The sequence below is a fragment of the Chryseobacterium lathyri genome (assembly GCF_003290185.1).
GTDB classification, from domain to species: domain Bacteria; phylum Bacteroidota; class Bacteroidia; order Flavobacteriales; family Weeksellaceae; genus Chryseobacterium; species Chryseobacterium lathyri.
The window spans coordinates 146,913-171,425 of sequence record NZ_QNFY01000005.1 but is presented as its reverse complement, the minus strand read 5'-3'; the positions used below and the strand labels follow the sequence as shown (position 1 = coordinate 171,425).

Here is a 24,513-nt window from a genome sequence, read left to right as displayed (position 1 = left end):
TTGTGATTATATTTTCAGCCATTTTTTCTTCAGCATTGCCCACCGTTTATCGTTGATGGCTTTTTGCTCTTCTTTGGAAATCTTGAGTTCCAGCTTGGCTGTTTTGCAGGCTTCATAAGCTTTAATGATCTTAAAGAAAAAGGAAACAGATCTGCTTTTCGCAGCTTCCTTTGAAGAAGCGATGTAGGCAAGAAACCTGTTCAGACCCAAAAAGTAAAAATATCTGCCATAATAGTCTGCCGGTCTGATTGTATAATCTGCACCTTTTACCTTGATCAGTTTTACCTGCAGCTCAGGAATAACAACTTCTTTCCAACCTAGGTTTTCCAAAAGAATAGAATCAATATTGTCCCAGCCCAGCGTTTCTCTCAATCCTCCGATTTGAACGAAAGATTCTTTGCGATACGCTTTCATAGGGCCTCTTACATGATGCTTATTCGAATTTCCTTCATATACCCAGCCTCCATCTTTTTCCACATATAACAAACCACCAACAAGTCCATATTCAGGATTGTTTTTGAATGCATCCTCTACTGTTTCCAGATAATTTCCGGGAAGAATAATGTCGGCATCAAATTTACAGATGATATCAAATTCGTCCGTATTTTGGGTTTTCAGTCCGTTTTTGAACGCACTCACCACTTTAGAACCTGGCTGATGGGCAGATTTCTGAAGATTCACCGTTTCAAAACGGGAATCATTTTCTGTATATTTTCTGATTATTTCGGCTGTTCCGTCTGTAGAACCGTCATTAACCACCACAGTTTGGAAATCCTTAAAGCTCTGCTGCTGTAAAGAATCCAGTGTGAATGAAAGATTTCCTTCTTCGTTATGTGCAGGAATTATGATTAAAAACCTCAAGCTTTTGAATTTATAAATGATAAGCGATAAATGATCCTAATGAATGAATTATCATTTATCGCTTAAATTATTTTATTTGTTGTGCGGTTTCAGCATGTTTTTAGGATCAAGGATCTCATCGAGCTTCTCCTGGGAAAGAATTCCTTTCTCTAAAACCAGATTGTAAACACTATTCCCTGTTTCAAGAGCTTCTTTAGCAATCTCCGTAGATTTCTTGTATCCAATATATGGGTTAAGTGCTGTTACAATACCAATGCTGTGCTTTACCATATTCAGGCAAATTTCCTTGTTAGCAGTAATTCCTACAACACATTTTTCACGAAGCGTATCTAAAGCATTGCAAAGGAAATTAATGTTTTCCATGATCGCATGGGAAAGTACAGGCTCCATTACGTTAAGCTGCAACTGCCCTGCTTCTGCAGCAAAAGTTACGGTAAGATCATTCCCAAATACCTTAAAGCAAACCTGGTTTACCACTTCCGGGATAACAGGATTCACTTTTCCAGGCATAATGGATGATCCAGGCTGCATAGGAGGAAGATTGATCTCAAATAATCCGGCTCTTGGGCCTGAAGAAAGCAGTCTCAGATCATTACAGATCTTTGAAAGCTTCACGGCAAGACGTTTTGTAGCAGAAGAATAAATTACATAAGAACCTGTATCCGGTGTTGCCTCAACCAGATCCGGTGCGGAAATAACCGGAAAACCAGTAATCTGAGCGAGGTTTTTCGCACAAAGTGTTGCATAGCCTACCGGAGCATTCAGCCCTGTACCAATGGCGGTCGCTCCCATATTTACTTCTACAAAAAGGCTGGCATTGTTGTTTAATTTAGAAATATCTTCTTCCAGAGTAGCTGCATATGCTTCAAACTCCTGTCCTAAAGTCATTGGAACAGCATCCTGAAGCTGGGTACGGCCCATTTTGATTACGTCATGAAACTCTTTTCCTTTGGCCCGAAAAGCTTCGACAATTTTTTCAAGTCTTTCAACAAGTCCAATATTCATATGCAGTAGTCCCATCTTGATAGCTGTAGGATAGGCATCATTGGTGGACTGAGAAAGATTGATATGGTCATTTGGTGAACAGAATTCATATTCACCTTTATTTTTTCCTAATTTTTCTAAAACAATGTTGGCGATCACTTCATTCGCGTTCATGTTGATTGAAGTCCCGGCTCCTCCCTGGATCATATCCACAGGGAACTGCTCATGGTATTTTCCGGCTATAATTTCATCGCATGCTTCCGCTATTTTGAAATACAGACTTTCATCAAGCAGACCCAATTCATAATTGGTTTTTGCCGCTGCTTTTTTCACAAAAGCCAGACCTTTGATAAAATCCGGATATGAAGACAGAAGCTGTCCCGAGATTTTGAAGTTATCGATCGCTCTCTGCGTCTGCACCCCGTAATACGCATCTGCAGGCACATTGAGTTCGCCTAACAGATCGCTTTCTTTTCTGAAATTTTCCATTACAGATATTTTAGCTGTTTTTTATTTTTAAATATAGCAAAAACGCATCTTAACCGATGCGTTTTAATTGTTATTTCGCTGGATATTTTTGATTTAAAGCCTGAAGGATTGCCCATGTTTCAGCATCCATAATTCCGTCATAATTCTGCGGACGGAAATGGTACTGTAAAGCTTCGATGGTTCTTTTTGTCGCATCATCCCACTTTCCGCTCAGATCCACATAATATCCGAATTTCTGCAATGCCGTCTGGATAGCAAAGATAAAGGAAGGATCATTATACTTTAGGGGTACTTCTTCCTGTGCCAGAGCTAAGAAATTCTGTTTTACGGCTTCATCGTACCACATTCCAAGCTGGTATTCATCATAAAGCTTTTTCCATGGAAACATAGGTCCGGGATCCTGCTTTCTTGTTGGGGCAATATCTGAATGAGCTAGGACATTGGTTGCCGGGATTTGGTATCTGTTGACAATATCTTTAGCCAAAGCAGCCACTTTTTTCACCTGTTCATCACTGAATGGAGCAAATATTTTTTTTCCTTCGGCATCTGATGTGTATCCGGTATTGACAATCTCAATTCCTATAGAAGTATCATTAAGGTTTTTATCATTTCTCCAGTTACTTACTCCGGCATGATAAGAACGTTTGTTCTCGTCCACCAGCTGATAGATCTCATTGTCTCCGGTATTATTCACCAGGTAATGGGCGCTTACACCCTGTTGGGTAAGAACCGTAATGGATTTATCATCAGGAAGCGCTGTATAATGTAATATAAGGTAACGCTGTCTAAAGTTCTGTCCTATGGCAGGGAAATAAGTCTTTACAACTTTATATCCTACCGGCTTTGCTGAAACGATAGAACCGTAACTTGCCGTATTGTCATTTTTTGTAGGATCAGCAAGATTGGTTGTAAAAAATTCTACTCCGCGGTCATTGGTAATTTTAGGTTTTGCAGTCTCGGCTACCGGAGTCTTAACAGCAGGTTTCGCCTGTGATACCGGGGCTTTTGGCTTGTAGGTATTTTTTTTAACATTTTGCTGGGAAGTACATGAAAAAACAAAAGTACTTAATCCGATGATATATAATGTCTTACGCATCAGTTTAATTTTTTAATCATTTATCTCCTCAAAAATACACAAATTTTTCTTGAATTTTATTTGGTAAATAAAGAAATCTATTCTATATTTGCACTCGCAATAACGGAACAACGATCATTAAAAAATAAGAAAAAAGGAGGGTTGCCAGAGTGGTTAATGGAGCAGTTTGCTAAACTGTCGACGTGCAAGCGTCGCAAGGGTTCGAATCCCTTACCCTCCGCATTTTTTTCTTACTAACTATATTTTTCGGGGCGTAGCGTAGTCCGGTCATCGCGCCTGGTTTGGGACCAGGAGGTCGCAGGTTCGAATCCTGCCGCCCCGACTGTTTTTAGTAATTTTCTCAAAATTATTTAATGGGTGCGTAGCTCAGCTGGATAGAGCATCTGCCTTCTAAGCAGACGGTCTCAGGTTCGAATCCTGACGCGCTCACTTAAGGAGACACTATTTGATAGTTGTCTCCTTTTTTTATACCCATAAAAATCTGTTCCCCAAACTTTTATTATCGGGACATTTATATTGCTGATGTAGTTGAAGGCAGATAAATGGTATTTAAAAAGCGAGAAGAAAAACATGGCTTTACCAAGCCTTAATCTCTTGTCATAAAACTGTCATCCTAATTAGTTAACTCATTTGCATAATGTAATAAAAGAAGATGTCTAAAGTGCTTCTTCTTTTAAACCGTAATTATAGCACGGTCTATCTTTAAATAGCCGCACTGCATTTAGCCACAAATTGCTCAAACTTCCGATCTGTATTTCGCATGACCGGTCCGTGACCGAAGCAGATAATGGCAGGGTTCAGTTTTGCTAACTTCTGGAGCGATTTGATGTTGAGCTGCTGATCGGAAGTGAATATATTCGGCGGAAGCCGCAGACCGGTCGCTGTCGTGAGCAGGTTCATATTTGTCGCTACATCTCCGATTATCAGTATACCATCCCGCTCACGGAATAAAGAAATATGACCTGCCGAATGTCCGGGTGTCTCTATTACCCGAAAATTCCCAATCATGTTGTTTTCAACAATTGTCCGTTCGACTTTATGCCCCTGACCTGCCCAGTACTTTTGTTGAAGCTTTGCTACCCAATGTTGCGGAGTTGGATAGTCGCTGGTTACCATACCTGTTTCGGTCCTAAAAACTTCGTTAGGATGACAGAGTAAGGGTATTGCGAACTCAGCGCATATCTAATCGCTACAGCCCTGGTGGTCTGCATGCGCGTGCGTCAATATATGTTGATCAACGGGAATTTTCTGGAGAGCCTTCTTTACAGTGGTATACGAACTCCGTATTCCGGAATCTACCAATACACCTTCAATAATATAGCAGTTGATACTGTTTCGCGGCATCAGTGAAATCTGGAACACTTCGGGAGCAATTTGACGTAGCATAGGTTTTTTGTGCAAACCTACATCTCTGATCAGGCCTAAATAAGGACATTTGTCCTATAATACGTTGGGCCTATGTATTTGGCCTTTCGCGCGTGTAAGCGATCGCTGCGTGATGCTCAGGTATGATGCCAGATCCTGCGTCGCTATGCGCTGAACGAGTATCGGTTCGCTAGACAGGACATGACGGTATTTATCCACAGCCGACTTATTATTGTAATTCAGCAGATAACGTTCCTTTTGGTTATACTCCTTCTCCATCACCGATTTTATAACCTCGTTCCAAGCGGTTACCTGGTCAAGCAGATGCCGATAATCGGGGTAGGTTATCCGATAGATCACGCTATCTTCTATAGTCCTGATGCTTCTTCTGGATTTTTCCTGTCTCACAAACTCTGAAAACGAGGTAATGAATTCATTTTCAAACTTGAAGCAGGTTATATTTTCATTTCCCTCTTTGTCAATAGCGTATGCTTTTACAGCGCCACTAGCAATAAACCCAATATGACGGCAGGACTCATCCTCACGAATAAAAAAATCACCTTTTTTTAAGCGGACCGGTTTGAAGAACTGCGCAGAAAAGTTGATTTCCTCAGCCGATAGTCCTCCTGTTGAGGATAGATAATTTTCAAATACGTCACTCATTTCGCAGTCTTTTCGTCCTTTTTATTTTTTTTAACTGTGTATGGATACATACCAAATCCAACATCCAAATCTAACAATTATTATATATTCAAAACTAACAATTATTTCTCTGTTAGGCCCTTTTTTTGCATCAGATAAATGATGACATGCTCCTTAACTGATGGGACATTTTTCCCTTAATTCTTCTTTATCTTTTCGCAAATAACACCTCTGTTAAAAAAACCTGATGACAATTCGTTATTCCTTTTTCCACGCATCATTTTTATCATTTATCCAAATAATTCACCCTGAAGAGTAACATTATTCACTAAATCAACACCTATTAAGGGAAACTGACAGTAATCTATAACTATGTAAAGTCAATTTATGAAGAAAATACTATATGCTTTCATACTTTCTGTTATTGCAATTTTTGTTCTGAATAAGTTGGTTTATCAGGAAGTTCCCCAAAAACAACAACAGAAGCTTCTTTCTGAAGTTCAGCATTATCAGCACCCCATTAAGAGTATTTCTATGGAATACCGTGACAACAGCGATCTGAAGGTACTTGATTCTGTGCTAAAGGACAATAAAATTTTGATGTTGGGAGAAAATACGCATTTTGACGGTGCCACTTCGGAGGCAAAAAGCAGGCTGATCAAATATCTTCATGAAAACCTGGACTATGATGTAGTTTTGTATGAAGCAGGACAATATGATACCTGGATGATGAACAGGGAAATGAACAGCCACAGCATGAAGATTCCTGCAGATTCCATAGCTGGTCTCGGCCTTTTCTGGTTCTGGTGGGCAAGCACAGAAACAAGACCGCTTATCCAATATTACCAGAAGACTAAAGCCTCAGCTACTCCTATTGAGCTTGGTGGTTTTGATATTCAGTTTTCAGGAAACGTGCTTTCCGACAGACGAGGTAAGTTCCTAAAAGAATTTCTAAGCAAAAACAAGATCAATATTAACAGATTTCCTGTTTTTAATAAGAATATCAATAATCTTGATAACCTTACCTTCGATCACTATGCCAATAAGATCTTTAAAGGAAATGAAAAAAATGAATTCCTCCGTGAAATCAATAAACTCGAACAGACAGTTTTAAAGCTGGAGAAAACACCGGAAAATATAATGTATGCTCAATATCTGCATGATATGAAAAATAATTTTCATAAGTCATGGAAATACAAACCCGGATCAATGCCGAGCATGCAGTTCAGAGATTCCCTTATGGCCAGAAATCTTATCCATCAGGTTGATTCTGTGTACAAAGACAAAAAGGTCATCGTATGGTGTGCCAATATCCATACTTTCGCGGAAAGGTATGATAAGGATTATCTTCCATTGGGAGCCTATATCAAGAATAAATACGGCAAAGCTTCTTATATGATAGATTTTTCCTCATACGCCAAAAAGAGCGATAAGGGTATTCTTATTAATAAACCGGGGAAGTTTGCTATTGAAAATGCATTTCATAAGACAAAAACGCCCTACTTTTTTATGAACCTGAGGGATATTCCGGAAAACTCACTTTTGAGAAAGGAATTCGTATCAACTGTCAATCAGGGAATTGACCAAAAGAGGATCTGGAGCCGCTCTTTTGACGGAATATTTTATATAGACACCAATACTTTATTAACACCAATCAATAAATAATGGAAAGCATAAGAACGCAGGACCTGAGTTATACCATAGGCTCTAAAACTATTTTAAACAATATCAACCTGAATGTTCCGGAAGGCAGCATTTATGGTTATCTGGGAAGGAACGGAGCCGGAAAATCGACCACAATAAAACTTCTTTTAGGACTTTTGGAGGAATCCAATGATAAAATATTTATTCAGAATAAAAGTTTAAAGCAAAACCGTACAGAGATCCTTGCCTCAACCGGAAACCTTATAGAAGCACCCTGTTTTTATACAAAGCTGACTGTTTTTGAAAATTTAAAATACCTGGATATTATTTACGGAAAAGGAACTAAAAGAATTGATGAAGTCCTGGAGCTGGTAGATCTGCATAAAGAGAAAAAAAAGAAAGCCAGCGCCTTATCAATGGGAATGAAACAGCGTCTTGGAATTGCCATGGCTATTTTTCATGATCCGAAGTTACTGATTCTGGATGAACCTCTGAACGGGCTTGACCCACAGGGTATTTTTGAAATGCGAAAACTTTTTCAGAATCTGAATGACCAAGGTAAAACGATCTTCCTTTCGAGTCACATTCTGAGTGAACTGGAAAAAACCGCCACCCACATCGGAATCATTGAGGGCGGAAAAATGGTTTTTCAGGGTACAAAAAACGAACTCCTGAGCCAGGTTGAAAGGGAGATCATTTTAAAAGTTAACAATGGAGAAAAAGCGATATCTGTGCTGAAAGGAACTTTTTCTGTATCTCAAAATGAACCGGATAAAATTTCAGTAAAAATCAATGACGACCTGGAATTCAATCTTCTTCTGAAAACTATGATCGGGAACGGTATTGAAATTTATGATATAGAATCTCAAAGCGCCAATCTTGAACAGATTTTTATTAACCTAATTTCTAAAAAACCATGACCAATACTTCCTATAAAGCTTTTTCGTCTGAACAGTATAAACTCTCTAAAAATAAAGAAATCTTTGGGGTATTCCTGATTCCTGCTTTTGTCATTTTAGCTATTACTTTTTATATTGCATATGATGTTATCAGCTCAGGAGTAGCAGAAAGCAATGCCAATCCGTGGAAATATGCACTGGGAAGGTATGTATTTATGTTTTTCTATTTGCTGTATCCTGTTCTGGTCTGTCTTTTTGTTCATGCCTGCTGTGACGTGGAATACCGGAATAACAATTATAAAATTCTGTTTACCATTCCCGTTTCGAAGTCGAAAATCTTTTTTTCTAAGGCTTTGTTTATTCTGGTCACGGTTCTGTTATCCATATTGCTGTCGTACATTGTATTTTTAGGAAGCGGTTATCTCCTTTCAGTCATTTTTCCTGACCTGGGTTATCAGAATTATGATTACAGGGAAGTTATATTTTATGTTTTCTTAAAGTTCTATATCACACTTTCTGCTATTGCGATGGTACAGCTGGCATTGAGTCTGGTATTCAGAAACTTTATTTATCCCATTGGGTTTGGCATGTTCATGCTTCTGTTCACAGCAATGGTCAAAGACAAGGAATTTTCAGATTTTTTGGTTTATACCGGAGGTTATAAATCCTTAGAAAATTTTCTGAATGAAAATATTCTTTTTGAAAGACTCGATTACTGCAATATAGCTGCGGTGTTTATTTTTATTGTGGTGAGCTTTTATCTGTTTGTGAGAAGGAAAAGAAGTTAAGATACGTTTATAAAACTTGAATCTTAAAAATTTTAGAAATCTTGCTAATGCAAATTTCTTGTAGAAGGCTTTTGCTTGGTTTTTATATCCTTGAAAAGTTCTTTATAAAGATTTTCTAATTCTTTCGGGGGTATTCCTGCATCAAAGCTTGACGATTCGTATGTTTTGCCATCAACTGTAATTAATACACTGGAAATTAAGGCCCTATCTGTAAACCTCCCTTCAGAAGGAGATTTTAGTGATGCAATTTTATCAAGATCTATTACTTCAATCTGTTTTACAATGTTTGCCCAATCCAGAGGTGATAATGCAGACACTGAAACACTTCCGTTCAGAGATATCGTTTTAGAATTTGGGATAAATGTTATCAGTCTGTCTGTACCTCTTGTCTGTTCTTTGATCTCTATTTTTTCAATCTTGGATTTTTGTACAGCATTTGAGGTAAATGCATCCGGATTTCCTTTTTGTTGGGAAGTACAGTTTATATTACATAGCATAAGGGAAATTAACGCAATTGTCAGTCTAGGATTCATTTTATGTATTTTAAAGTTTCAAACCAGTTTATTAATAAAAACAAATACATTTGTAAAATTAATTAAATTATATACACATGAAAGGTAAAACTACTTTTAAATTACCATTTTTACTTTTTTTAACACTCTTTTGTTTAGTTTTCGGACAGAAAAATGATCCTACAGATAAGATTGTTTTTGGGAAAACTTATACACTTGAAGAGCTCAGAAAAACAAATGGGTTTGTGAGATGCGCTTCTACGGAATATGAAGCTATGCTGCAGCAAAAGAACCCTAAAAGGATGACCGAACAACAGTTTGAAGACTGGATTGGGCCATTGATTGCCAATGCACAAAATAACAAATCTCAAAACGGAGGAATCATTACAATTCCTGTTGTAGTACACGTTATTCACAGCGGGCAGGCTTTAGGTACCGCACCTAATATTACCGACACACAAGTTCAGTCTCAGATTACTGTAATGAATAATGACTACAGAAAGATGGCTGGAACTCCAGGAGCAAACACCAACCCCGTAGGAGCAGACACGATGATACAATTTGCACTGGCAAAAGTAGATCCTAAAGGAAACCCTACAAACGGTATAGACCGTGTAAACCTATGTCAACCTTCATGGTCTACTTCTGTTATTGACAGCTATGTAAAACCTGTCACCATCTGGGACCCTACAAAATACATGAATATGTGGAGTGTAAACTTCTCTGATCCAGATCTACTTGGTTACGCACAATTCCCTTCTAATTCTTCTTTACAAGGACTGGCCGTGAATGGCGGTTATGCAGATACTGACGGAGTGGTAGCTAATTATGCAACTTTTGGAAGCAGTACTTATAACGATGGAACATTTTTATTAAGCGCTCCATATGACCGTGGAAGAACAATGACTCATGAAGTAGGGCATTTCTTAGGATTGAGACATATTTGGGGAGACTCAAACTGTGGAACCGATTATGTTGCAGACACTCCGGTACACAGAACATCTAATGGAGGATGCCCCGTACATCCAAAATCAAACAGCTGTGGTACTACTGATGAAATGTTTGAAAACTACATGGATTACACCTTTGATACATGTATGAATATTTTTACAATCAATCAAAAGGACAGAATGGTTGCAGTAATGAACAATTCTCCAAGAAGAATGGAATTAAAAGCTTCAACTGCAGACATTGCTATCCCTTTATTTGCCAATGATGGTGAACTAAAAGGAGAAAGAAACTGTAATGAAACATCATGCGCTGATGCTCCGACTGCTGTCACTGCCCAATTCTCACTATACAATAGAGGAACAAGCCCGCTTACGGCTGCTGTTATCACTTACTCTGTGAATGGTGGACCTCAGCAGACAATAAACTGGAACGGAAACTTAGCTCAAGACAAGTATGCCATAATCAGCATTCCTTCAGGTTCAGGAGCTGGTAGTATTTCAGCTAATATTACATCAGTAAACGGAACTACTGACCAAAGAGCCACTAATAATTCTGCTTCTGTAGTTCTTGGAAATACAGTACCGGTATCAAGTACAAATTTTACATTCGAATTACAGCTTGATTATTATGGATCAGAAACAACATGGGATCTAAAAAACAGTGCAGGAACTATATTATATAGTGGAGGAAATTATCCTGATACTGATCCTAACTTCCCTGCCCTTCTTACTGAAAACTGGACCTTACCTCTTAATGATTGTTATACTTTCACCATCAATGATAGCTATGGTGACGGTATCTATATAGATGAAGGCTTCTATAGAATTAAAAACTCAGCCGGAGCTATCATAGTTGCAGGACAAGAGTTTACAGACATACAACAAAAACAATTCAAAGTAGTAGGAGCATTAGCTACAAGCGAAGTAACAAAAGACAAAAATACAGCCGGAATTTACCCGAATCCTGTAAATGATGTTCTTAACGTTACAAACATAGCTAACAATACTAAATATGAAATTTACAATGCTGTTGGGCAGATTGTAAAAAGCGGTGCCATTGAAGATCAGAAAATACGAGTAGTAGAATTGACAAAAGGAACCTATTTCATTACATTCAAAAATGACAAGAAAACAGAAAGTGTAAAATTTATAAAAAAATAAATTAAATCTAAAACTGCAGTTTTCTTACTTGTAATAAACCTTCGGACTTTTTTCCGGAGGTTTTTTTCATTTCAAAAATTTATAAAAATTCACTGTAAAATTTAAAATTCAAAAAAGAATCTGCATCTAAAGCATTGATATATAAATCCTAAATATTTTATTACATAAGAATATTGCTTTTTTTGACTTGTATAGATTTTAATGTTGTTAATTACTATTCAATATTTTTTTCACATTTCTCTTTTTTATTTGAAAAAAGTTACTATCTTTGCACTCGCTAAAACGAAGTAATATTCGCTTAGATGACCATCAATCGGGGCGTAGCGTAGTCCGGTCATCGCGCCTGGTTTGGGACCAGGAGGTCGCAGGTTCGAATCCTGCCGCCCCGACTGTTTTTTAGTAATTTTCTCAAAATTATTTAATGGGTGCGTAGCTCAGCTGGATAGAGCATCTGCCTTCTAAGCAGACGGTCAAAGGTTCGAATCCTTTCGCGCTCACTTAAGGAGACACTATTTAATAGTTGTCTCCTTTTTTATGCCATAAAAATTTGTGACCCGAACTTTTACATTCTTTATGGATCAAAAAATCAAGGCACAGAATACAAAAAAATGGAGACGTTAATAAATAAACGTCTCCTTAAACTATTTGGAAAGAGTCATAGCGAACCTCGATGCCCTTTCAACATTACTATTATTGCATTTACTACCACTAGTAATAATTTTAACCCGGCAATCGCAATAACCTTATTCAATATTAACTCCACAGGCTTTTGTAGGCTATAGGAACTACCTGTTTTCTATATACATTATAAATCTCCCAGATAGGTCCAGATCACTTCCTGTTCTTTAATTCTGTGGGTAGCGTTGCATACATTGAATCCCCCTAATCCCCAGAAAAAGGCCGAACTGGTGTCACCTTGTGCTAAATAGACTACTCCGGAAGTCGTTACTTTTCTATCCTGATACCCTGCGGTTCCCCGAAAATTATAACTGAATGTCCCGGAAGGTGTACTCAAGAGTGGGAGGAATTCCAATTGAAAATACTGAACAATACGTGCTGTAAATTTATAAAACCCCTTTTTATCAGCAGTAATTGTTCCGGACACCCCCATATTATTATCTCTCACATCGAGAGTAAAATTTCCACTGCCTGATCCTGTACAGGTTGTAACGGTCGTTTTTCGGCCCCTTGAATATAATACAGGCAAATTGATCGTATTAGTCGCTAATTTATAATCCATTAATGCCTGCCATAATACACCATCATATAAATAAATTAAATCCTTATACACCCTACCCGTTCCGGTGCCTGAGTCTGAAAGGTTGTATACCACCAACCCTTTGACCGGATTGGTTACTGTGGTAATATCTGTCGTAGATGTCAAAGAAACCCTTGGGAGTATCAATGCCTTATCTAATGAGGATAATTCCAATATCGAAGATGGATCTGGAGTGGCCGTTCCTATTCCCACTTGACTTTTAATGGTAATTGTTACCAAACCTATTAGTAAACAAAATATCTTTTTTTTCATTGTAATCTATATTATCTATTCTCCTATATATTGCCAAACGACCTGCTGTTCTCCTATCCGATCAGCAGCTACACATGTTCCACCTAAATGCCATTGAAACGGTTCGGAAGTGTCCCCTTGTTCTAAATACACTGATCCTGTAAATACCGTGGTTTGCCAGGCTCTTACCGCCGTTGTACCATCTCTGAATGCATAGTTAAGCATCCCCGGAAGCAGAAAAGGGCTGTAGGCTGATTGCAGCATAAACTGCCTGATACTGACACTCCAGATGTAGTAGCCCGTTTTATTGGCCACTATTGAGCCATTAGCGTTAATGGTTGTTTTTATATTCTTTAGAGCTGTCAACTGGAAATTTCCCATAACAGCACCTGTACAGGTTGTAGTATTAATAGTTTTATTTCCGACAGCTACCAGCTCGGGAAATAAACTACCCGAGGCTATTTCTCCATCTTCCACCATTTCATCCCAGCCTGTTCCATTGAATTTATATAACCGCCCTTCATATACTGCGTTTTCACCAGTACCGGAGTTTTGCAATGCTAAGGTCAACATGCCCATTGAAGGATTGGGAATCGTGGTTATATCAGTCTTTGAAGTTAAAGGGACCCGAGTGATTAAAAAGCCCTTTTTCGCGGAGGACATTTCCAAAATTGATGATTGTGCAGGAGCGGCAGTACCTATACCAATCTGGCTCATTAACTGTCCGGTTAAAAGGAAGGAAAAAAGTACTGAAAAATATATTTTTCTCATTTTTATAGTATCAAATTTAAGTTTATAAAGGATTTCCCAAATACTCCCAAGTCACTTCCTGGCCTTGAATTCTACCATCGGCAGTACAGGTATTATTTCCTAGGTGCCATTCGAAGCCTGAAGTGATAGTTCCCTGTGTTAAATAAATAACTCCCAATATGGAGGCAGGCTGGGCCGAAAGTCCCGCCCCTCTATACAAATAAGAATAGGTAGCCAGACCTGGGGCTTTGATATATGGACTTTGACTAAAAGGCTGGCTGGGAACTGGCGGCATTAATTGAACTATTCTCACCGAAAACATATAATATCCATTCTGAGGAGCAGTGAGGCCTCCTGCGGCAGTTAAGTTGCTGCTTCTTTGATTGAGGCTAAACGGTCTGGTGACAACTCCAGTACAGGGCTCTGTGGTTGTTTTTCTTCCTACAGCAACAATCTTAGGTAATTCATTGGAGATAAATTTCTCTCGTGTCGTAAGAGGCTTCCATTGGGTACCGTCAAACTTATACAGCGTATCTTTCTGTATTGCCGTAATGCCTGTTCCAGAATTTTGAGTGGCATACACAAGCAGTCCTTTTGCAGGATTAGGAACCGTTATAATATCTGCTGTAGAGGTTAGTGCTACCCTCGGCAAAAGCAATCCTTTGTTGGAAGCATTTAAATCCAGCAAGGAAGAAGGATCAGGAGTAGCCGTGCCAACTCCTACCTGACCCTGCGCGGCAATTCCTGTTATGAGAGCAAAGACATAACAATAGTGCTTAATTTTTTTCATCGTTCATGGGATTGGTTAATACTTTTATCATTACTTCGTTTTAGTGTCTAAATATTTATTTTCTTAATTATATTTGCTCTTAGATTATAGGAATCATCATAGTAAATCCCCTCTCCATCATTAGAAAGTACTTCATTTTAAAGCTGTAAAGATTTGTTTTTTTAAAGAGGCTTCGTACTGTAAAGATTCCGGTTACAATTTTTATATCGTAAAGGTATTTGATTTATACGGCGTGTTGAAATATAACACATACAGCTTGTTCTGCTTATTTATAGAACTAAATCTACAAACAGGCAGAGCTTTGCGCACCCGATCGCAAGCTGGAAAAACAAAAATCTATAATATAAATTATAGATTCTATTTTGACAGATAATAAGGGTTTTAAATTGTTGTGAACTAACAAATAGGCTGCATCTAATGTAAATTTTTATATAATTCTATGAGTTCTGCTATATTGTTAATTTTTAATTTTTGAAAAATTCTCTTTTTAAAGGTGCTTATTGTATTTATTCGTAGACCCAAATGGTTCGAAATTTCTAAATTTCCATTTCCCTTAGCCAATAGTTCAAATACCTGATATTCACGGGGAGAAAGTTTTTTTATACTATTCCCCCCATCAAAATTCTTTATGATAAAAGGAATAAGCTCAGACGGGTAGAAATATCCGGTTTCTAAAATAGTTTTTATAGCGTTTTTTATATCCTCTTCTGTTCCCAACTTATTTAAATAGCCATCCGCTCCTTTGCGAATATACTGTATGGCAATATTTTGATCATAAGCGGAAAATATTAAAATCTTAAGGTCTTTCTGAGTATTTTTTAGCTCAGAAATCATTTCGGTATATTTTGTTCCCGGCATATCAATATCTAAAAGGAGAAGATCATAATGATTAGTTTTGAGAAATTCTTTTACACGTCCATAGTTTTCTGCTGAATCTATTGTAAGCCCGGGATATGCCGATCTTAAAATCAGGGCTGTTCCGGCCCTTACTACAGAATGATCATCAGCTATTAAAATTCTTTTTTCCATTCATTTTATTTTTGTAAATATTGACTTCAACAGCAGTTCCACCAGGATAATTTTTGTAAAATGATATATCCGCATACATTTTTTTTACAAGATAAATAACCATATGTAGACCAAGACCGTAATTTCTAAATTTTATAATATCCTCATTCATTGACATTTGGTACAATCCATTGTAATAAGTTAATTGCTCCTGCGACATCCCTTTGCCAGTATCTGCTATTTTCAGAGTGATCTTCTCCTGATTATCTTCAACAATAATATAAATGATGCCCCCAGATGTATTTTTCACAGCATTATCAACCAGATTATGGACAATACACGATAGGATACTTTTATTAAACTGACAATAAATGTTGCCCTTTCCAATAATTTCAATTCTGCTATTTTGTGATTTACTAACTTCATTAAATAGTTTTTGTTTGGCCATTAATATCTCACTAATAGGATATTCATGCTTTTCGTATACATCGTAAGTTCCAAATAAATCACTGTATTCCTTAAGATGCATGGTAAAATTATACAGCTCTTCCGAAGATTGATGAATGCTGTCGAAATATTCTTTCTGAAGATCAACTTCACGGACATCGATTAATTTTTGAGACATCATAGCAATAAACTTAACAGGAGTACTAATGTCATGGCTGATAGCTTCTATCAGCTTTTTCTGATACTCCGATTCTTTCTGCATATCATTTTTTACGGCTTCAAGATGTTGCGTACTTTCTTTAAGTGCTATTTTAATATTAGATACTTTTTTTTTGAGCAATCGATTTCTTATCTGTAAAAATTTAGTTCTTGTGTAGATGATTACTATAAATATGAATAAAAATAAAATAGTAACTGCTAATTTAAAAGCTGTAGTTTGGTAAAAAAGTGGTTTGATTTTAATTTTTACGGTTCTGTATGCATAACTGCCCTCCGGAGAAACCTGAACCCTTAATTGCAGAGTATAATTACCCGGGATTAGATTGCTTATAGTATATTTTCTTTCGTTTTTAATTTCAATTTGCTGCCAGTCAGGATCCTGCCCTTCTATCTTTGCCTCAACTCTTAAGTTATAAGAATTTGAATAGTAAGGAATATCAATAAAAATATCTGCATTCTTATAATTATTCTCTAAAATAAGATCCTTTGAAAAATAAGTAATATCTGAATCATTAATTCTCACTCTTTCAACATATATTCTTTTTTTATCGGGATAATACGCTTTGATATCTTTCGGATCAAAAAATACAAACCCTTCCATTGAGGGAAATACAAATTCACCATTTTTCAAGGAATAGGCATCAGGCATAGAACCACCGTTAAATTCAGTGGTTAATAAGCCATCATTTTTCGTAAAACGGTAATAAAACACAGGAGTCTTATTGTTTTCAGAATATTTTAAAAGCTGTTTTTTAGCAACCCTGAACAACCCGTTATTGGAAGATATCCAGTAATATCCATGCGTATCCCCCAAAATATAGTGTGCGGAATTTAAATATGAATTCTGGTCTAAAGGCATTTTGAAAAGCTTCTTATCTCTAAACAAGAAGAAACCATCTTTGTTGGTGGTTATCCATATCTGTCCGTCCGAGGTTCTGATAATATTTTTTACATTTATCTCTTTAGCTACTTGGGCAGCAATTTTCTGTTTTAGCCGTCCTAAGTACAAACCGTCGCTACATCCAATCAAAAATTCGTCGTTGTTATATTGCAGAAATGAATTCACAAATCCAGTAAACTCCAACGTAGTATTTATAGTCTTTAATTGTTCGTCTTCAAATAGATGTAGATAGGAATGGGTAAGATCTGTTGTAGAAACGGCAAACTGGTCTGCACTTTTAAAAAAACCTTTTAAGCCCGGAAAATGAATGCTATGAGTGGTAGTATATTGGGTGGATTTATATCTTCTAACCACATCATCGTCATTCTTGTACAAAATATTCCCTGAATCATCGTAAAACATAAAATGCTTGTCATTAACACCGAAATGATGATTCTTTACGAGCCCATGCTTATTAACTTCATATCCATAGGGGTCTATAATTGTATTTTCATTAAATGGTATGGAAGAACTGCTTACTTCATCCACAAAATGAATTTTTTTCTGAGCTGTGAAAAATTGGGTCAGCTGTACAATGTTTAATCCTTTGGTTACGCTTCCCAGATATAATCTTTTAAAATCTTTATCATAAAATATAGAATTAAAGAATTGATTTCCAAAATTCTTATAGGTTATCAAAAATTTTAATTGCAACTCATCATTCTTATAGCCCTGCAAAAGATAAATGTTATCATTATTGATGATGAAAGTCTGACCGGTAATCTGCTGCCAGTATATTTTCGTTTCAGGATCATTAAAAAGAGTTGCCTTCGTAAGAGTTGTTAGCTTTCCCTTATCAACTCGGTAAGTTTTTCTGTTTTTTGGATCGGCGAGAAAAAGAGTGTCTTCTCCATTAAGAAATATATTAGATAAATTGGTGGTGACAATTGGAACTTTGGTCTGCCTATTTTTTTCATCGGTATATATAATCCTGTTATTATAAAAACTATATTTTCCGGAGCTGGTCTTTATATAATATTTGGTATTAGAGCCGTATTTGGATTCCGGAGAATTTTTCGATATCCTTTTTAAAAAATTAAACTTCTCCTTAGTAAATGTTCTTGTGAAAGTGCTTTTTGTAATAGAATGGACTTTTCTTTTTCTTATAAGAATTTTATTCTCGTCATTATTGTTATAAATTACAATACTGTCATTCAACACATTTCCATAGAAATTTTCAAAATGTAAGTTGGTAACTGCTAATTTATTATGTATTGTAAATACCGAGCCATCATATTGCACTATTCCATTGTCTGTAGACAGCCATATAAAACCATACTTATCTTTTACAATAGCTTTGACACTATTCTGTGGAAGACCATTCTCTGTATTATACCATGAAGAAACATATTGACCATATGATTGCTGAAAGTGAAATAAAAAAATAATCAATATAGATATTCTCATAGTACAATTGGTAATTCTGCAAAATTAGTCTATTATACAGTACAATTTTGTAGAATATGTTCTACATACAATAAGACAAAGTCGCAGGATAAATTTTCAGGAAAGTGCTACACAACAAATATCTTTGTAAAAGACAAAAACTGGTTCATGGCAGGCAGCTGGACGGTAATACAAGTAATCATTAATTTACTCTTTGCAACGACCTCCATCTGTTTAAAGATAATTATCTAGTGTATCTAAAATGTCAGTTCTTAAATTCCAGAAATTTATGGAGACAATAACAAATAACTTCAAGCAACTTAACATTGGGGCATTAGTCCAACAAAAAGTGAGAGAAACAAACATAGAAATCTCTCGAATATGCAGTTTTCTAAAATGTACAGAAGAAGAGGTAGAAAATATGTACCTCAGTAAATCCTTAGATTCAGAAATTCTCCTGAGGTGGTCAAAGCTCTTAAAATATGATTTCTTTAGAGTTTATTCCCAACATTTAATTTTATATTCTCCTTCCAAAGCTTTATATAAAGTAACAGAAAATAAAAAAACGGCAATGCCTCAGTTCAGAAAAAATATTTACACAAAAGAAATCATTGACTTCGTCCTGGAACTGACTGAAAAGGGAGAAAAAACAAAACAGCAGATAATGGATGATTATGATATCCCGAAAGCCACCTTCTATACCTGGATTAAAAAATATAAAAGATAAAACCTTATGCCTAACTATAAGAAACTATATACGGATATTATTAGCCATAAAAATCCTGAAAAATGGGAAGAATGCTCATTTATTTTAGCTAAGGAAGAACTTACAACTCTGGATATTATTAATCTTAATGAAATCATTTTCAATGATACAGATAAAGAGGTAACAAGATTTAACCAACAACATAAATCATACGATAAAAATGCTATCATCGATATGCTCATGCATCAACAAGTTAATAAACTGAATAATACTCAGCTGGCTACTCACTTTAAATTAAGCAGAAATTCTGTTGCTAAGTGGAAAAAAGAGTATACACTTTAAGCTGGGCGAAAAATACAATACTAAATGCCTACAAATGCCTACAATTAAGAATAAAAAATAAGTCTGCTATATGTTATGGCAGACTTATTTTAAAGCGTTATTAAGTTTAAATTTAATACCTCGTAAGAATTATCCTATACCCTCTTGCGACGTTTCCATTATTAGTAATATTTATTGTTCCTGCCGCCGGCATGGTTAGCGTATAGTTTAAAGCACTCGGATTTCCACCATCCGCACAACCAACCACATCTGTCCAGGCAGTTGAAATGCTGTATCTACTGATCTCATTAAAGATAGGTGACTTTGCTGTATTTCCACTCCCTTGACTCCCCCCTAATCCATTGATCGAATATAAGCTGCTTGCAGTGCTATTTATTACGTAATATTCTGCAATTGCCACATTACCACAGCCATCTCCAACTATGACCACAGCTTTATAAAAACCACCATCAGATAAACCCGTAATCAATTGTCCGGTAGCTCCGCTTGCGAGATTGTTGAGAGCAGATGAGAGAACGGCCCCAAAAGTTGTAGAAGGAGAAGCTTTAACCAATACTCCATTAGAATCCGCATAAACAGGAGTTACAGCATTAGTTCCTGCTACAATATCCATCGTTCTAATTCTCGTATGACCTGCTACATCCAATAATTCTGTCGGTGCAGAGGTTCCAATTCCTACATTTCCAGCAGAGGTGATCCTAAGACGTTCCAGATAACCTCCACCAAGAGAATTTCCCATATAAAAGTCTTCATCTGTACTGGTACGTATACTTCCAATTCCCCAATTTGCACCTCCGGATGTAGGTCCACTGTTTGTAAAACCTAGAAGTGAAAAATTTCCGGCAGCCAATGGAGACGTATTTCTCAATGCTAAAATAGACAGATTATTACCACCAGCTGGAGCATCAATTAAGGTATACCTGTTTAAATTAGCTGCGGTGGTAACTATATGCATCTTAGTCGTAGGAACAGTAATACCTACACCTAAGGATCCGGTGTTGGTTACAACCATATCATTAGCCTGTTGGGTAACTGAAGGGGCTCCCACAGCAGGGTTATCCTTAGCTCCATCAATATGGAAGGTACCCTGAGGGTTTGAAGTACTTACGCCAACCTGAGCATTGCCAAATGATAAGAAACCTGACAGTACAAGTATCAGTGGCGAAACATTTTTTTTCATAATCTTTTGCTTTTTTTATTATTTTATTGTGTTTAATCATTAATCATCGCCTATACATTAAAGCTATCTTTTGATTTTCACCCTTCAAATGGCTGCTTAGTCTGTGACTAGTTCTCTTCTTCTGTTGAGAAGAAGAGCCCAAAGTCAAGGAAACTAATCAAAATTTTGTGCTTTTAGAAGCGATATAAAAATTCTATTATCGTAGGGAATCCGAGAATAAAACTCTAAGACAAAGATATTTTATTCATGTAACTAACTGATAGATAAGGCGTACGATTTACTCTTGCCCGTTGTAGAAGTAATTCTATACTTCTGCTGTTATATATTATTCTACTTTAAAAAGTCATTGACCACCTTAAAGAATACTTGAATATTCCCAAAAAAATAAAACATTATAAATCAACAAAATACCCGTGGAATCCAATTAAGATCAGCAGCCAAAGAGTTCGGGGATAATCCTGTCAAGTCACTTACAGAGACACTATTTGATAGTTGTCCCCTTTTTTATGCCCATAAGAATGTGTGACCCAACCTTTTACAATTGGGATATGTAGAATTGAATTTTAAAGTTAGAATTGACAAAATTTCAATCTGCACATCAACTTTTCTGCCGTATCTACCTTTAATATCTTTATTTCTATGTTGATCAAATTTAACTTTTTCCCATAGTCATTCTGTAACTCTTGGGAGTCCAGCCTGTTTGTTTTCTGAAAAAATAGGAAAAATGAGAGAAATTATTAAATCCAAGCTCAAAAGCTATTTCTTTAATTGACTTATTTGAACTGTGTAATAATTTTTTTGCTTCCAATAATATCCTTTGTCTTATAAATTCTAATGGAGATATTTTATATTGCTTTCTGCACAGAACTCCTAGATAATTGGGAGTAATGCATAGCTCTTCAGCATAAAAGGCGACACCTTTTTGCGTTTTGTAATAGGTTTCGACAAGTTCATGGAACCGGAAAGCAGGATTATTGTAATCACTCAATGCAGATTTTCCATGCATCTGCTCTATCCAAAGGTTAATCATTAACGCCAAAAGTCTTACCCTTGCATTAATAAGTTCCGGAAATACAACTTCCGAATGTATTTCTTTACGAATCGCATCAAATTCCATACTGAATTTTTCATAAGCTTCTTCGTTAGACTGGATCATTTCGTATGTACTGTGAGGTGAAAAAGTATGTTTTAATGTTGGAGAAAATGTTTCAAGAATAGAATCATTAATGATCAGCCTTCTGCCACTCGCATGCAAAGGCAGGTTCCATATATATTTCCTTTTAGGGAGATGAACAAATAGTTGCCGGGAATTTAAGGTATACGTATCAATATCCGTAATACAGTTACCATCAATACATTCATCTAAAATAATGATTGTGAAAGAATTGTCAGGAAAACGGTTAAGCTCGGAAGAACTTATTTCGCCCTGATAAATAACATCAATGTCTTTTTTATCCTCTTTTTTCAATACAGCTGAATTATTCTTTTGTTGCATCCCTTATTTAATGTCCGATAAAGTTACTTAAATTCGATAATACTCATTAATATCCGGAATTGTGAAATAAATATTGTCTATTATCTGCAAGTATAGAATTACCGTTTTCGAAGAAAAACATTCAGTATATTTGTAATAAGACTTATTATATTTAAATGTTGACAGATCAATTTGGAAGGAGCATAAACTATCTTCGGCTTGCTATTGTAGACCGGTGTAATCTCCGCTGCACCTACTGTATGCCGGAAAACGGTCTTACCTGGATTAAGCAAAAGGAATTAATGACTGACGAAGAAATGCTCAGAATCTGTTCGGTATTTACAGAATTGGGAGTAGATAAAATCAGGATAACAGGAGGAGAGCCTTTTGTCAGAAAAAACAGTATTGAACTCATCCAAAATATATCGCAATTAGATGGACTTACCGATCTCAGTATAACAACCAACGGTCTTCTTACTGAACAGTATATTCCGCAACTTAAAAAATTCGGGATCAAATCTGTCAACTTAAGCCTTGATACACTCGATAAGGAACGCTTTTTCCGGATCACCAGAAGAAATAGTTTTGATCAGGTGATGAAAACTTTAGACAGCTTATTACAACATCATATAAAAGTAAAAATCAACACGGTAGTCATGGAAGGGGAAAATACTGAGGATATCATTCCATTGGTCATGCTCGCAAAAGAGCTTCCGGTAGATGTCCGCTTTATTGAAGAAATGCCTTTTAACGGAAGTGATACTGATATTTCCCTGAAATGGAATTTTACACAAATTTACAGCTATATTAAAGATCATTTCCCAGAAATCCAAAAGACAGATGATCCTAAAAGCTCAACGTCTTACAGCTATAAGATCCCAGGCTTTGCAGGAAATATTGGGATCATTGCAGCTTATACCCGTTCATTTTGCGGAGACTGCAACAGAATAAGGATCACCCCTTCCGGTATTCTCAGAACCTGTTTATATGAAGGAACCGGTGTCAACCTAAAAGATGAAATCCGTATGGGAAAAACAGATGAAGAGTTGAAAAACATCATTATCAGCAGCATACACAAAAAACCGAAAGACGGCTGGGAAGCTCAGAAACTGAGTTTAACCGCCTCACAAATCCATCAGTCAATGGCAACAATAGGAGGATAATTATGGAAATGATCAGCGTACAGCAGGCAGAAGAGATTATACTTTCCCAAATCAAAGACTTCGGAACCGAGGAGATTTTCTATGAAAATGCCTTAGGAAGAATTTTAGCAGAAAATATTTTGGCTGATCGCGATTTGCCGCCATTTGACAGGTCAACAGTAGATGGAATTGCCATCAGTTTTAATTCGTTTGAAAAAGGAATTCGCACCTTTACCATCAAAGCTGTACAGGCAGCGGGAGAAGTTCCGGTTTCTATTGATGACGAAAACGAATGCATAGAAATTATGACCGGAGCAGCTTTGGATTCTTCAATGGACACTGTCATACGCTATGAAGATATTTTGATAAATAACAATATTGCAAGCATTACTATCGATGTTAAAAAAGGACAGAATATCCATCTGAAAGGAAGAGATAAAAAGGCAGGAGAAATATTGGTAAAAGCCAATCAGCTCATTACTCCATCTATTCTCGGGATTGCTGCGTCAGTGGGAAAAACATTTCTAACAGTGAAAAGACTTCCCAAAGTAGCCATTATTTCCACAGGAGACGAAATGGTGCCACCTGAAACGATCCCTACTCCATTTCAGTTAAGACGCTCCAACGGAATTACTATAAAATCCGTTTTGGAAAAATACAGAATAAGTGCTGACTGGCTGCATTGGAATGATGATTTTGAATTTATAAAAAAGGAACTTTCCCAATGTATCGAAAATTATGATATTTTGCTGATGAGCGGCGGGGTTTCTATGGGGAAATTCGATTATCTGCCCAAAGCCTGCGAAGAACTGGGAGTAGAGAAAATTTTTCATAAAATAAAACAAAGACCGGGAAAACCGTTCTGGTTTGGAAAAAGCCAAAACGAAAAATTGATTTTTGCATTTCCGGGAAACCCGGTTTCCGTATTTATGTGTCTGCACCGGTATTTTATTCCCTGGTTGGAAAAATCTTTGGAGATCCTGGAAACAGCACAATATGCCGTTTTGCAAAATGATATAGATTTTCCATCTCCACTTCAGTATTTTGCGCAGGTAAAACTCAGTGTGAACCCATCGGGACAATTAATCGCCGAATCAGTAAATACCAATGGTTCCGGAGACTTTTCCCATCTCGCAGAGACTCATGCGTTCATAGAACTTCCCCTGGAAAAAACTGAGTTTAAGAAAGGCGAAGTATATAGAATCTGGAAATATAATTTTTAATGTAT

20 protein-coding genes, 5 tRNA genes and 1 pseudogene are annotated in these 24,513 nt (G+C 36.6%); 13 read left to right on the top strand and 13 right to left on the bottom strand.

Annotated features, from left to right (window positions below):
• Positions 1–6 precede the first annotated feature (6 nt).
• The 3 genes from DRF61_RS08400 to DRF61_RS08390 form a co-directional block, all read right to left on the bottom strand.
• Positions 7–861, bottom strand: coding sequence for a glycosyltransferase family 2 protein (locus DRF61_RS08400; protein ID WP_111955944.1), 855 nt, complete (start codon positions 859–861; stop codon positions 7–9).
• 72 nt (positions 862–933) lie between these two features.
• Positions 934–2,334 (bottom strand): aspartate ammonia-lyase, encoded by a 1,401-nt coding sequence (gene aspA / locus DRF61_RS08395; protein ID WP_111955942.1) that lies wholly within the window; start codon positions 2,332–2,334, stop codon positions 934–936.
• Positions 2,335–2,404: 70 nt separating this feature from the next.
• Complete coding sequence (locus DRF61_RS08390; RefSeq protein WP_111955940.1) at positions 2,405–3,430, bottom strand: N-acetylmuramoyl-L-alanine amidase; 1,026 nt, start codon at positions 3,428–3,430, stop codon at positions 2,405–2,407.
• 135 nt (positions 3,431–3,565) lie between these two features.
• Here DRF61_RS08390 and DRF61_RS08385 point away from each other — a divergent pair.
• From DRF61_RS08385 to DRF61_RS08375, 3 genes are all read left to right on the top strand, one after another.
• Positions 3,566–3,650: transfer RNA gene (locus DRF61_RS08385), tRNA-Ser, on the top strand.
• A gap of 27 nt (positions 3,651–3,677) precedes the next feature.
• A tRNA-Pro gene (locus DRF61_RS08380) sits at positions 3,678–3,752 on the top strand.
• A gap of 33 nt (positions 3,753–3,785) precedes the next feature.
• Positions 3,786–3,859, top strand: a tRNA-Arg gene (locus tag DRF61_RS08375).
• 273 nt (positions 3,860–4,132) lie between these two features.
• Here DRF61_RS08375 and DRF61_RS08370 read toward each other — a convergent pair.
• Both DRF61_RS08370 and DRF61_RS08365 read right to left on the bottom strand, forming a co-directional pair.
• Positions 4,133–4,816 (bottom strand): annotated as a pseudogene (locus DRF61_RS08370) (MBL fold metallo-hydrolase).
• A 54-nt stretch (positions 4,817–4,870) separates the two neighbouring features.
• Entirely contained in the window at positions 4,871–5,458 is a 588-nt protein-coding gene (locus DRF61_RS08365; RefSeq protein WP_111955938.1) for a Crp/Fnr family transcriptional regulator, read from the bottom strand.
• 366 nt (positions 5,459–5,824) lie between these two features.
• On the opposite strand from DRF61_RS08365, the gene DRF61_RS08360 reads away from it, so the two are divergent.
• Genes DRF61_RS08360 through DRF61_RS08350 form a run of 3 tightly spaced genes read left to right on the top strand, consistent with a single transcriptional unit; the run spans position 5,825 to position 8,768 of the window.
• Entirely contained in the window at positions 5,825–7,102 is a 1,278-nt protein-coding gene (locus tag DRF61_RS08360) for an erythromycin esterase family protein (RefSeq protein ID WP_111955936.1), read from the top strand.
• Positions 7,102–8,001 carry an ABC transporter ATP-binding protein gene (locus tag DRF61_RS08355; RefSeq protein ID WP_111955934.1) on the top strand — a complete coding sequence of 300 codons (900 nt, stop codon included), beginning with the start codon at positions 7,102–7,104 and terminating at the stop codon, positions 7,999–8,001. The genes DRF61_RS08360 and DRF61_RS08355 overlap by 1 nt, the downstream gene beginning before the upstream one ends.
• Positions 7,998–8,768, top strand: a complete 771-nt coding sequence (locus DRF61_RS08350; protein ID WP_111955932.1) for an ABC transporter permease — start codon at positions 7,998–8,000, stop codon at positions 8,766–8,768. The genes DRF61_RS08355 and DRF61_RS08350 overlap by 4 nt, the downstream gene beginning before the upstream one ends.
• A 44-nt stretch (positions 8,769–8,812) precedes the next feature.
• Here the strand turns inward: DRF61_RS08350 and DRF61_RS08345 are convergent, their stop codons facing one another.
• Positions 8,813–9,301: a hypothetical protein gene (locus DRF61_RS08345; RefSeq protein ID WP_111955930.1), complete on the bottom strand. Its 489-nt coding sequence runs from the start codon at positions 9,299–9,301 to the stop codon at positions 8,813–8,815.
• Between the two features lie 77 nt (positions 9,302–9,378).
• Between DRF61_RS08345 and DRF61_RS08340 the strand changes: the two genes are divergently transcribed.
• The 3 genes from DRF61_RS08340 (at position 9,379) to DRF61_RS08330 (ending at position 11,888) form a co-directional block, all read left to right on the top strand.
• On the top strand, positions 9,379–11,391 hold the full coding sequence (locus tag DRF61_RS08340) for a M43 family zinc metalloprotease (RefSeq protein ID WP_111955928.1): 2,013 nt from the start codon (positions 9,379–9,381) through the stop codon (positions 11,389–11,391).
• 314 nt (positions 11,392–11,705) lie between these two features.
• Positions 11,706–11,780: transfer RNA gene (locus DRF61_RS08335), tRNA-Pro, on the top strand.
• Positions 11,781–11,814: 34 nt separating this feature from the next.
• Positions 11,815–11,888 (top strand) — tRNA-Arg (locus DRF61_RS08330).
• A gap of 308 nt (positions 11,889–12,196) precedes the next feature.
• Here the strand turns inward: DRF61_RS08330 and DRF61_RS08325 are convergent.
• The 5 genes from DRF61_RS08325 to DRF61_RS08300 form a co-directional block, all read right to left on the bottom strand.
• Positions 12,197–12,922: a hypothetical protein gene (locus DRF61_RS08325; RefSeq protein WP_111955926.1), complete on the bottom strand. Its 726-nt coding sequence runs from the start codon at positions 12,920–12,922 to the stop codon at positions 12,197–12,199.
• 15 nt (positions 12,923–12,937) lie between these two features.
• A complete protein-coding gene (locus tag DRF61_RS08320) occupies positions 12,938–13,672 on the bottom strand; it encodes a hypothetical protein (RefSeq protein WP_146896878.1) in 735 nt (244 codons plus the stop codon).
• 22 nt (positions 13,673–13,694) lie between these two features.
• Positions 13,695–14,441, bottom strand: coding sequence for a hypothetical protein (locus tag DRF61_RS08310; protein ID WP_111955919.1), 747 nt, complete (start codon positions 14,439–14,441; stop codon positions 13,695–13,697).
• Positions 14,442–14,855: 414 nt separating this feature from the next.
• A complete protein-coding gene (locus DRF61_RS08305; RefSeq protein ID WP_111955917.1) occupies positions 14,856–15,470 on the bottom strand; it encodes a response regulator transcription factor in 615 nt (204 codons plus the stop codon).
• Positions 15,445–18,462 carry a sensor histidine kinase gene (locus DRF61_RS08300; protein WP_111955915.1) on the bottom strand — a complete coding sequence of 1,006 codons (3,018 nt, stop codon included), beginning with the start codon at positions 18,460–18,462 and terminating at the stop codon, positions 15,445–15,447. Before DRF61_RS08300 ends, DRF61_RS08305 begins: the two co-directional genes overlap by 26 nt.
• A gap of 268 nt (positions 18,463–18,730) precedes the next feature.
• Between DRF61_RS08300 and DRF61_RS08295 the strand changes: the two genes are divergently transcribed.
• Positions 18,731–19,168: a transposase gene (locus DRF61_RS08295; RefSeq protein WP_111956229.1), complete on the top strand. Its 438-nt coding sequence runs from the start codon at positions 18,731–18,733 to the stop codon at positions 19,166–19,168.
• A 6-nt stretch (positions 19,169–19,174) separates the two neighbouring features.
• A complete protein-coding gene (locus DRF61_RS08290) occupies positions 19,175–19,489 on the top strand; it encodes a helix-turn-helix domain-containing protein (RefSeq protein WP_111955913.1) in 315 nt (104 codons plus the stop codon).
• Between the two features lie 112 nt (positions 19,490–19,601).
• Here DRF61_RS08290 and DRF61_RS08285 read toward each other — a convergent pair whose 3' ends face one another.
• Positions 19,602–20,669 (bottom strand): hypothetical protein, encoded by a 1,068-nt coding sequence (locus DRF61_RS08285; RefSeq protein ID WP_111955911.1) that lies wholly within the window; start codon positions 20,667–20,669, stop codon positions 19,602–19,604.
• A gap of 652 nt (positions 20,670–21,321) precedes the next feature.
• Positions 21,322–22,164, bottom strand: a complete 843-nt coding sequence (locus tag DRF61_RS08280; RefSeq protein ID WP_111955909.1) for a helix-turn-helix domain-containing protein — start codon at positions 22,162–22,164, stop codon at positions 21,322–21,324.
• 155 nt (positions 22,165–22,319) lie between these two features.
• On the opposite strand from DRF61_RS08280, the gene moaA reads away from it, so the two are divergent.
• Both moaA and DRF61_RS08270 read left to right on the top strand, forming a co-directional pair.
• Positions 22,320–23,306, top strand: coding sequence for a GTP 3',8-cyclase MoaA (gene moaA / locus DRF61_RS08275; RefSeq protein ID WP_111955907.1), 987 nt, complete (start codon positions 22,320–22,322; stop codon positions 23,304–23,306).
• Between the two features lie 2 nt (positions 23,307–23,308).
• Positions 23,309–24,508, top strand: coding sequence for a molybdopterin molybdotransferase MoeA (locus tag DRF61_RS08270; protein WP_111955905.1), 1,200 nt, complete (start codon positions 23,309–23,311; stop codon positions 24,506–24,508).
• Positions 24,509–24,513: the final 5 nt, after the last annotated feature.

What these genes read in the sequence shown, in the direction of transcription:
- aspA (WP_111955942.1), bottom strand. Translation starts at nt 2,334, where the DNA reads ATGGAAAATTTCAGAAAAGAAAGCGATCTGTTAGGCGAACTCAATGTG.
- DRF61_RS08390 (WP_111955940.1), bottom strand. Translation starts at nt 3,430, where the DNA reads ATGCGTAAGACATTATATATCATCGGATTAAGTACTTTTGTTTTTTCA.
- DRF61_RS08365 (WP_111955938.1), bottom strand. Translation starts at nt 5,458, where the DNA reads ATGAGTGACGTATTTGAAAATTATCTATCCTCAACAGGAGGACTATCG.
- DRF61_RS08360 (WP_111955936.1), top strand. Translation starts at nt 5,825, where the DNA reads ATGAAGAAAATACTATATGCTTTCATACTTTCTGTTATTGCAATTTTT.
- DRF61_RS08355 (WP_111955934.1), top strand. Translation starts at nt 7,102, where the DNA reads ATGGAAAGCATAAGAACGCAGGACCTGAGTTATACCATAGGCTCTAAA.
- DRF61_RS08350 (WP_111955932.1), top strand. Translation starts at nt 7,998, where the DNA reads ATGACCAATACTTCCTATAAAGCTTTTTCGTCTGAACAGTATAAACTC.
- DRF61_RS08345 (WP_111955930.1), bottom strand. Translation starts at nt 9,301, where the DNA reads ATGAATCCTAGACTGACAATTGCGTTAATTTCCCTTATGCTATGTAAT.
- DRF61_RS08340 (WP_111955928.1), top strand. Translation starts at nt 9,379, where the DNA reads ATGAAAGGTAAAACTACTTTTAAATTACCATTTTTACTTTTTTTAACA.
- DRF61_RS08325 (WP_111955926.1), bottom strand. Translation starts at nt 12,922, where the DNA reads ATGAAAAAAAAGATATTTTGTTTACTAATAGGTTTGGTAACAATTACC.
- DRF61_RS08320 (WP_146896878.1), bottom strand. Translation starts at nt 13,672, where the DNA reads ATGAGAAAAATATATTTTTCAGTACTTTTTTCCTTCCTTTTAACCGGA.
- DRF61_RS08310 (WP_111955919.1), bottom strand. Translation starts at nt 14,441, where the DNA reads ATGAAAAAAATTAAGCACTATTGTTATGTCTTTGCTCTCATAACAGGA.
- DRF61_RS08305 (WP_111955917.1), bottom strand. Translation starts at nt 15,470, where the DNA reads ATGGAAAAAAGAATTTTAATAGCTGATGATCATTCTGTAGTAAGGGCC.
- DRF61_RS08300 (WP_111955915.1), bottom strand. Translation starts at nt 18,462, where the DNA reads ATGAGAATATCTATATTGATTATTTTTTTATTTCACTTTCAGCAATCA.
- DRF61_RS08295 (WP_111956229.1), top strand. Translation starts at nt 18,731, where the DNA reads ATGGAGACAATAACAAATAACTTCAAGCAACTTAACATTGGGGCATTA.
- DRF61_RS08290 (WP_111955913.1), top strand. Translation starts at nt 19,175, where the DNA reads ATGCCTAACTATAAGAAACTATATACGGATATTATTAGCCATAAAAAT.
- DRF61_RS08285 (WP_111955911.1), bottom strand. Translation starts at nt 20,669, where the DNA reads ATGAAAAAAAATGTTTCGCCACTGATACTTGTACTGTCAGGTTTCTTA.
- DRF61_RS08280 (WP_111955909.1), bottom strand. Translation starts at nt 22,164, where the DNA reads ATGCAACAAAAGAATAATTCAGCTGTATTGAAAAAAGAGGATAAAAAA.
- moaA (WP_111955907.1), top strand. Translation starts at nt 22,320, where the DNA reads ATGTTGACAGATCAATTTGGAAGGAGCATAAACTATCTTCGGCTTGCT.
- DRF61_RS08270 (WP_111955905.1), top strand. Translation starts at nt 23,309, where the DNA reads ATGGAAATGATCAGCGTACAGCAGGCAGAAGAGATTATACTTTCCCAA.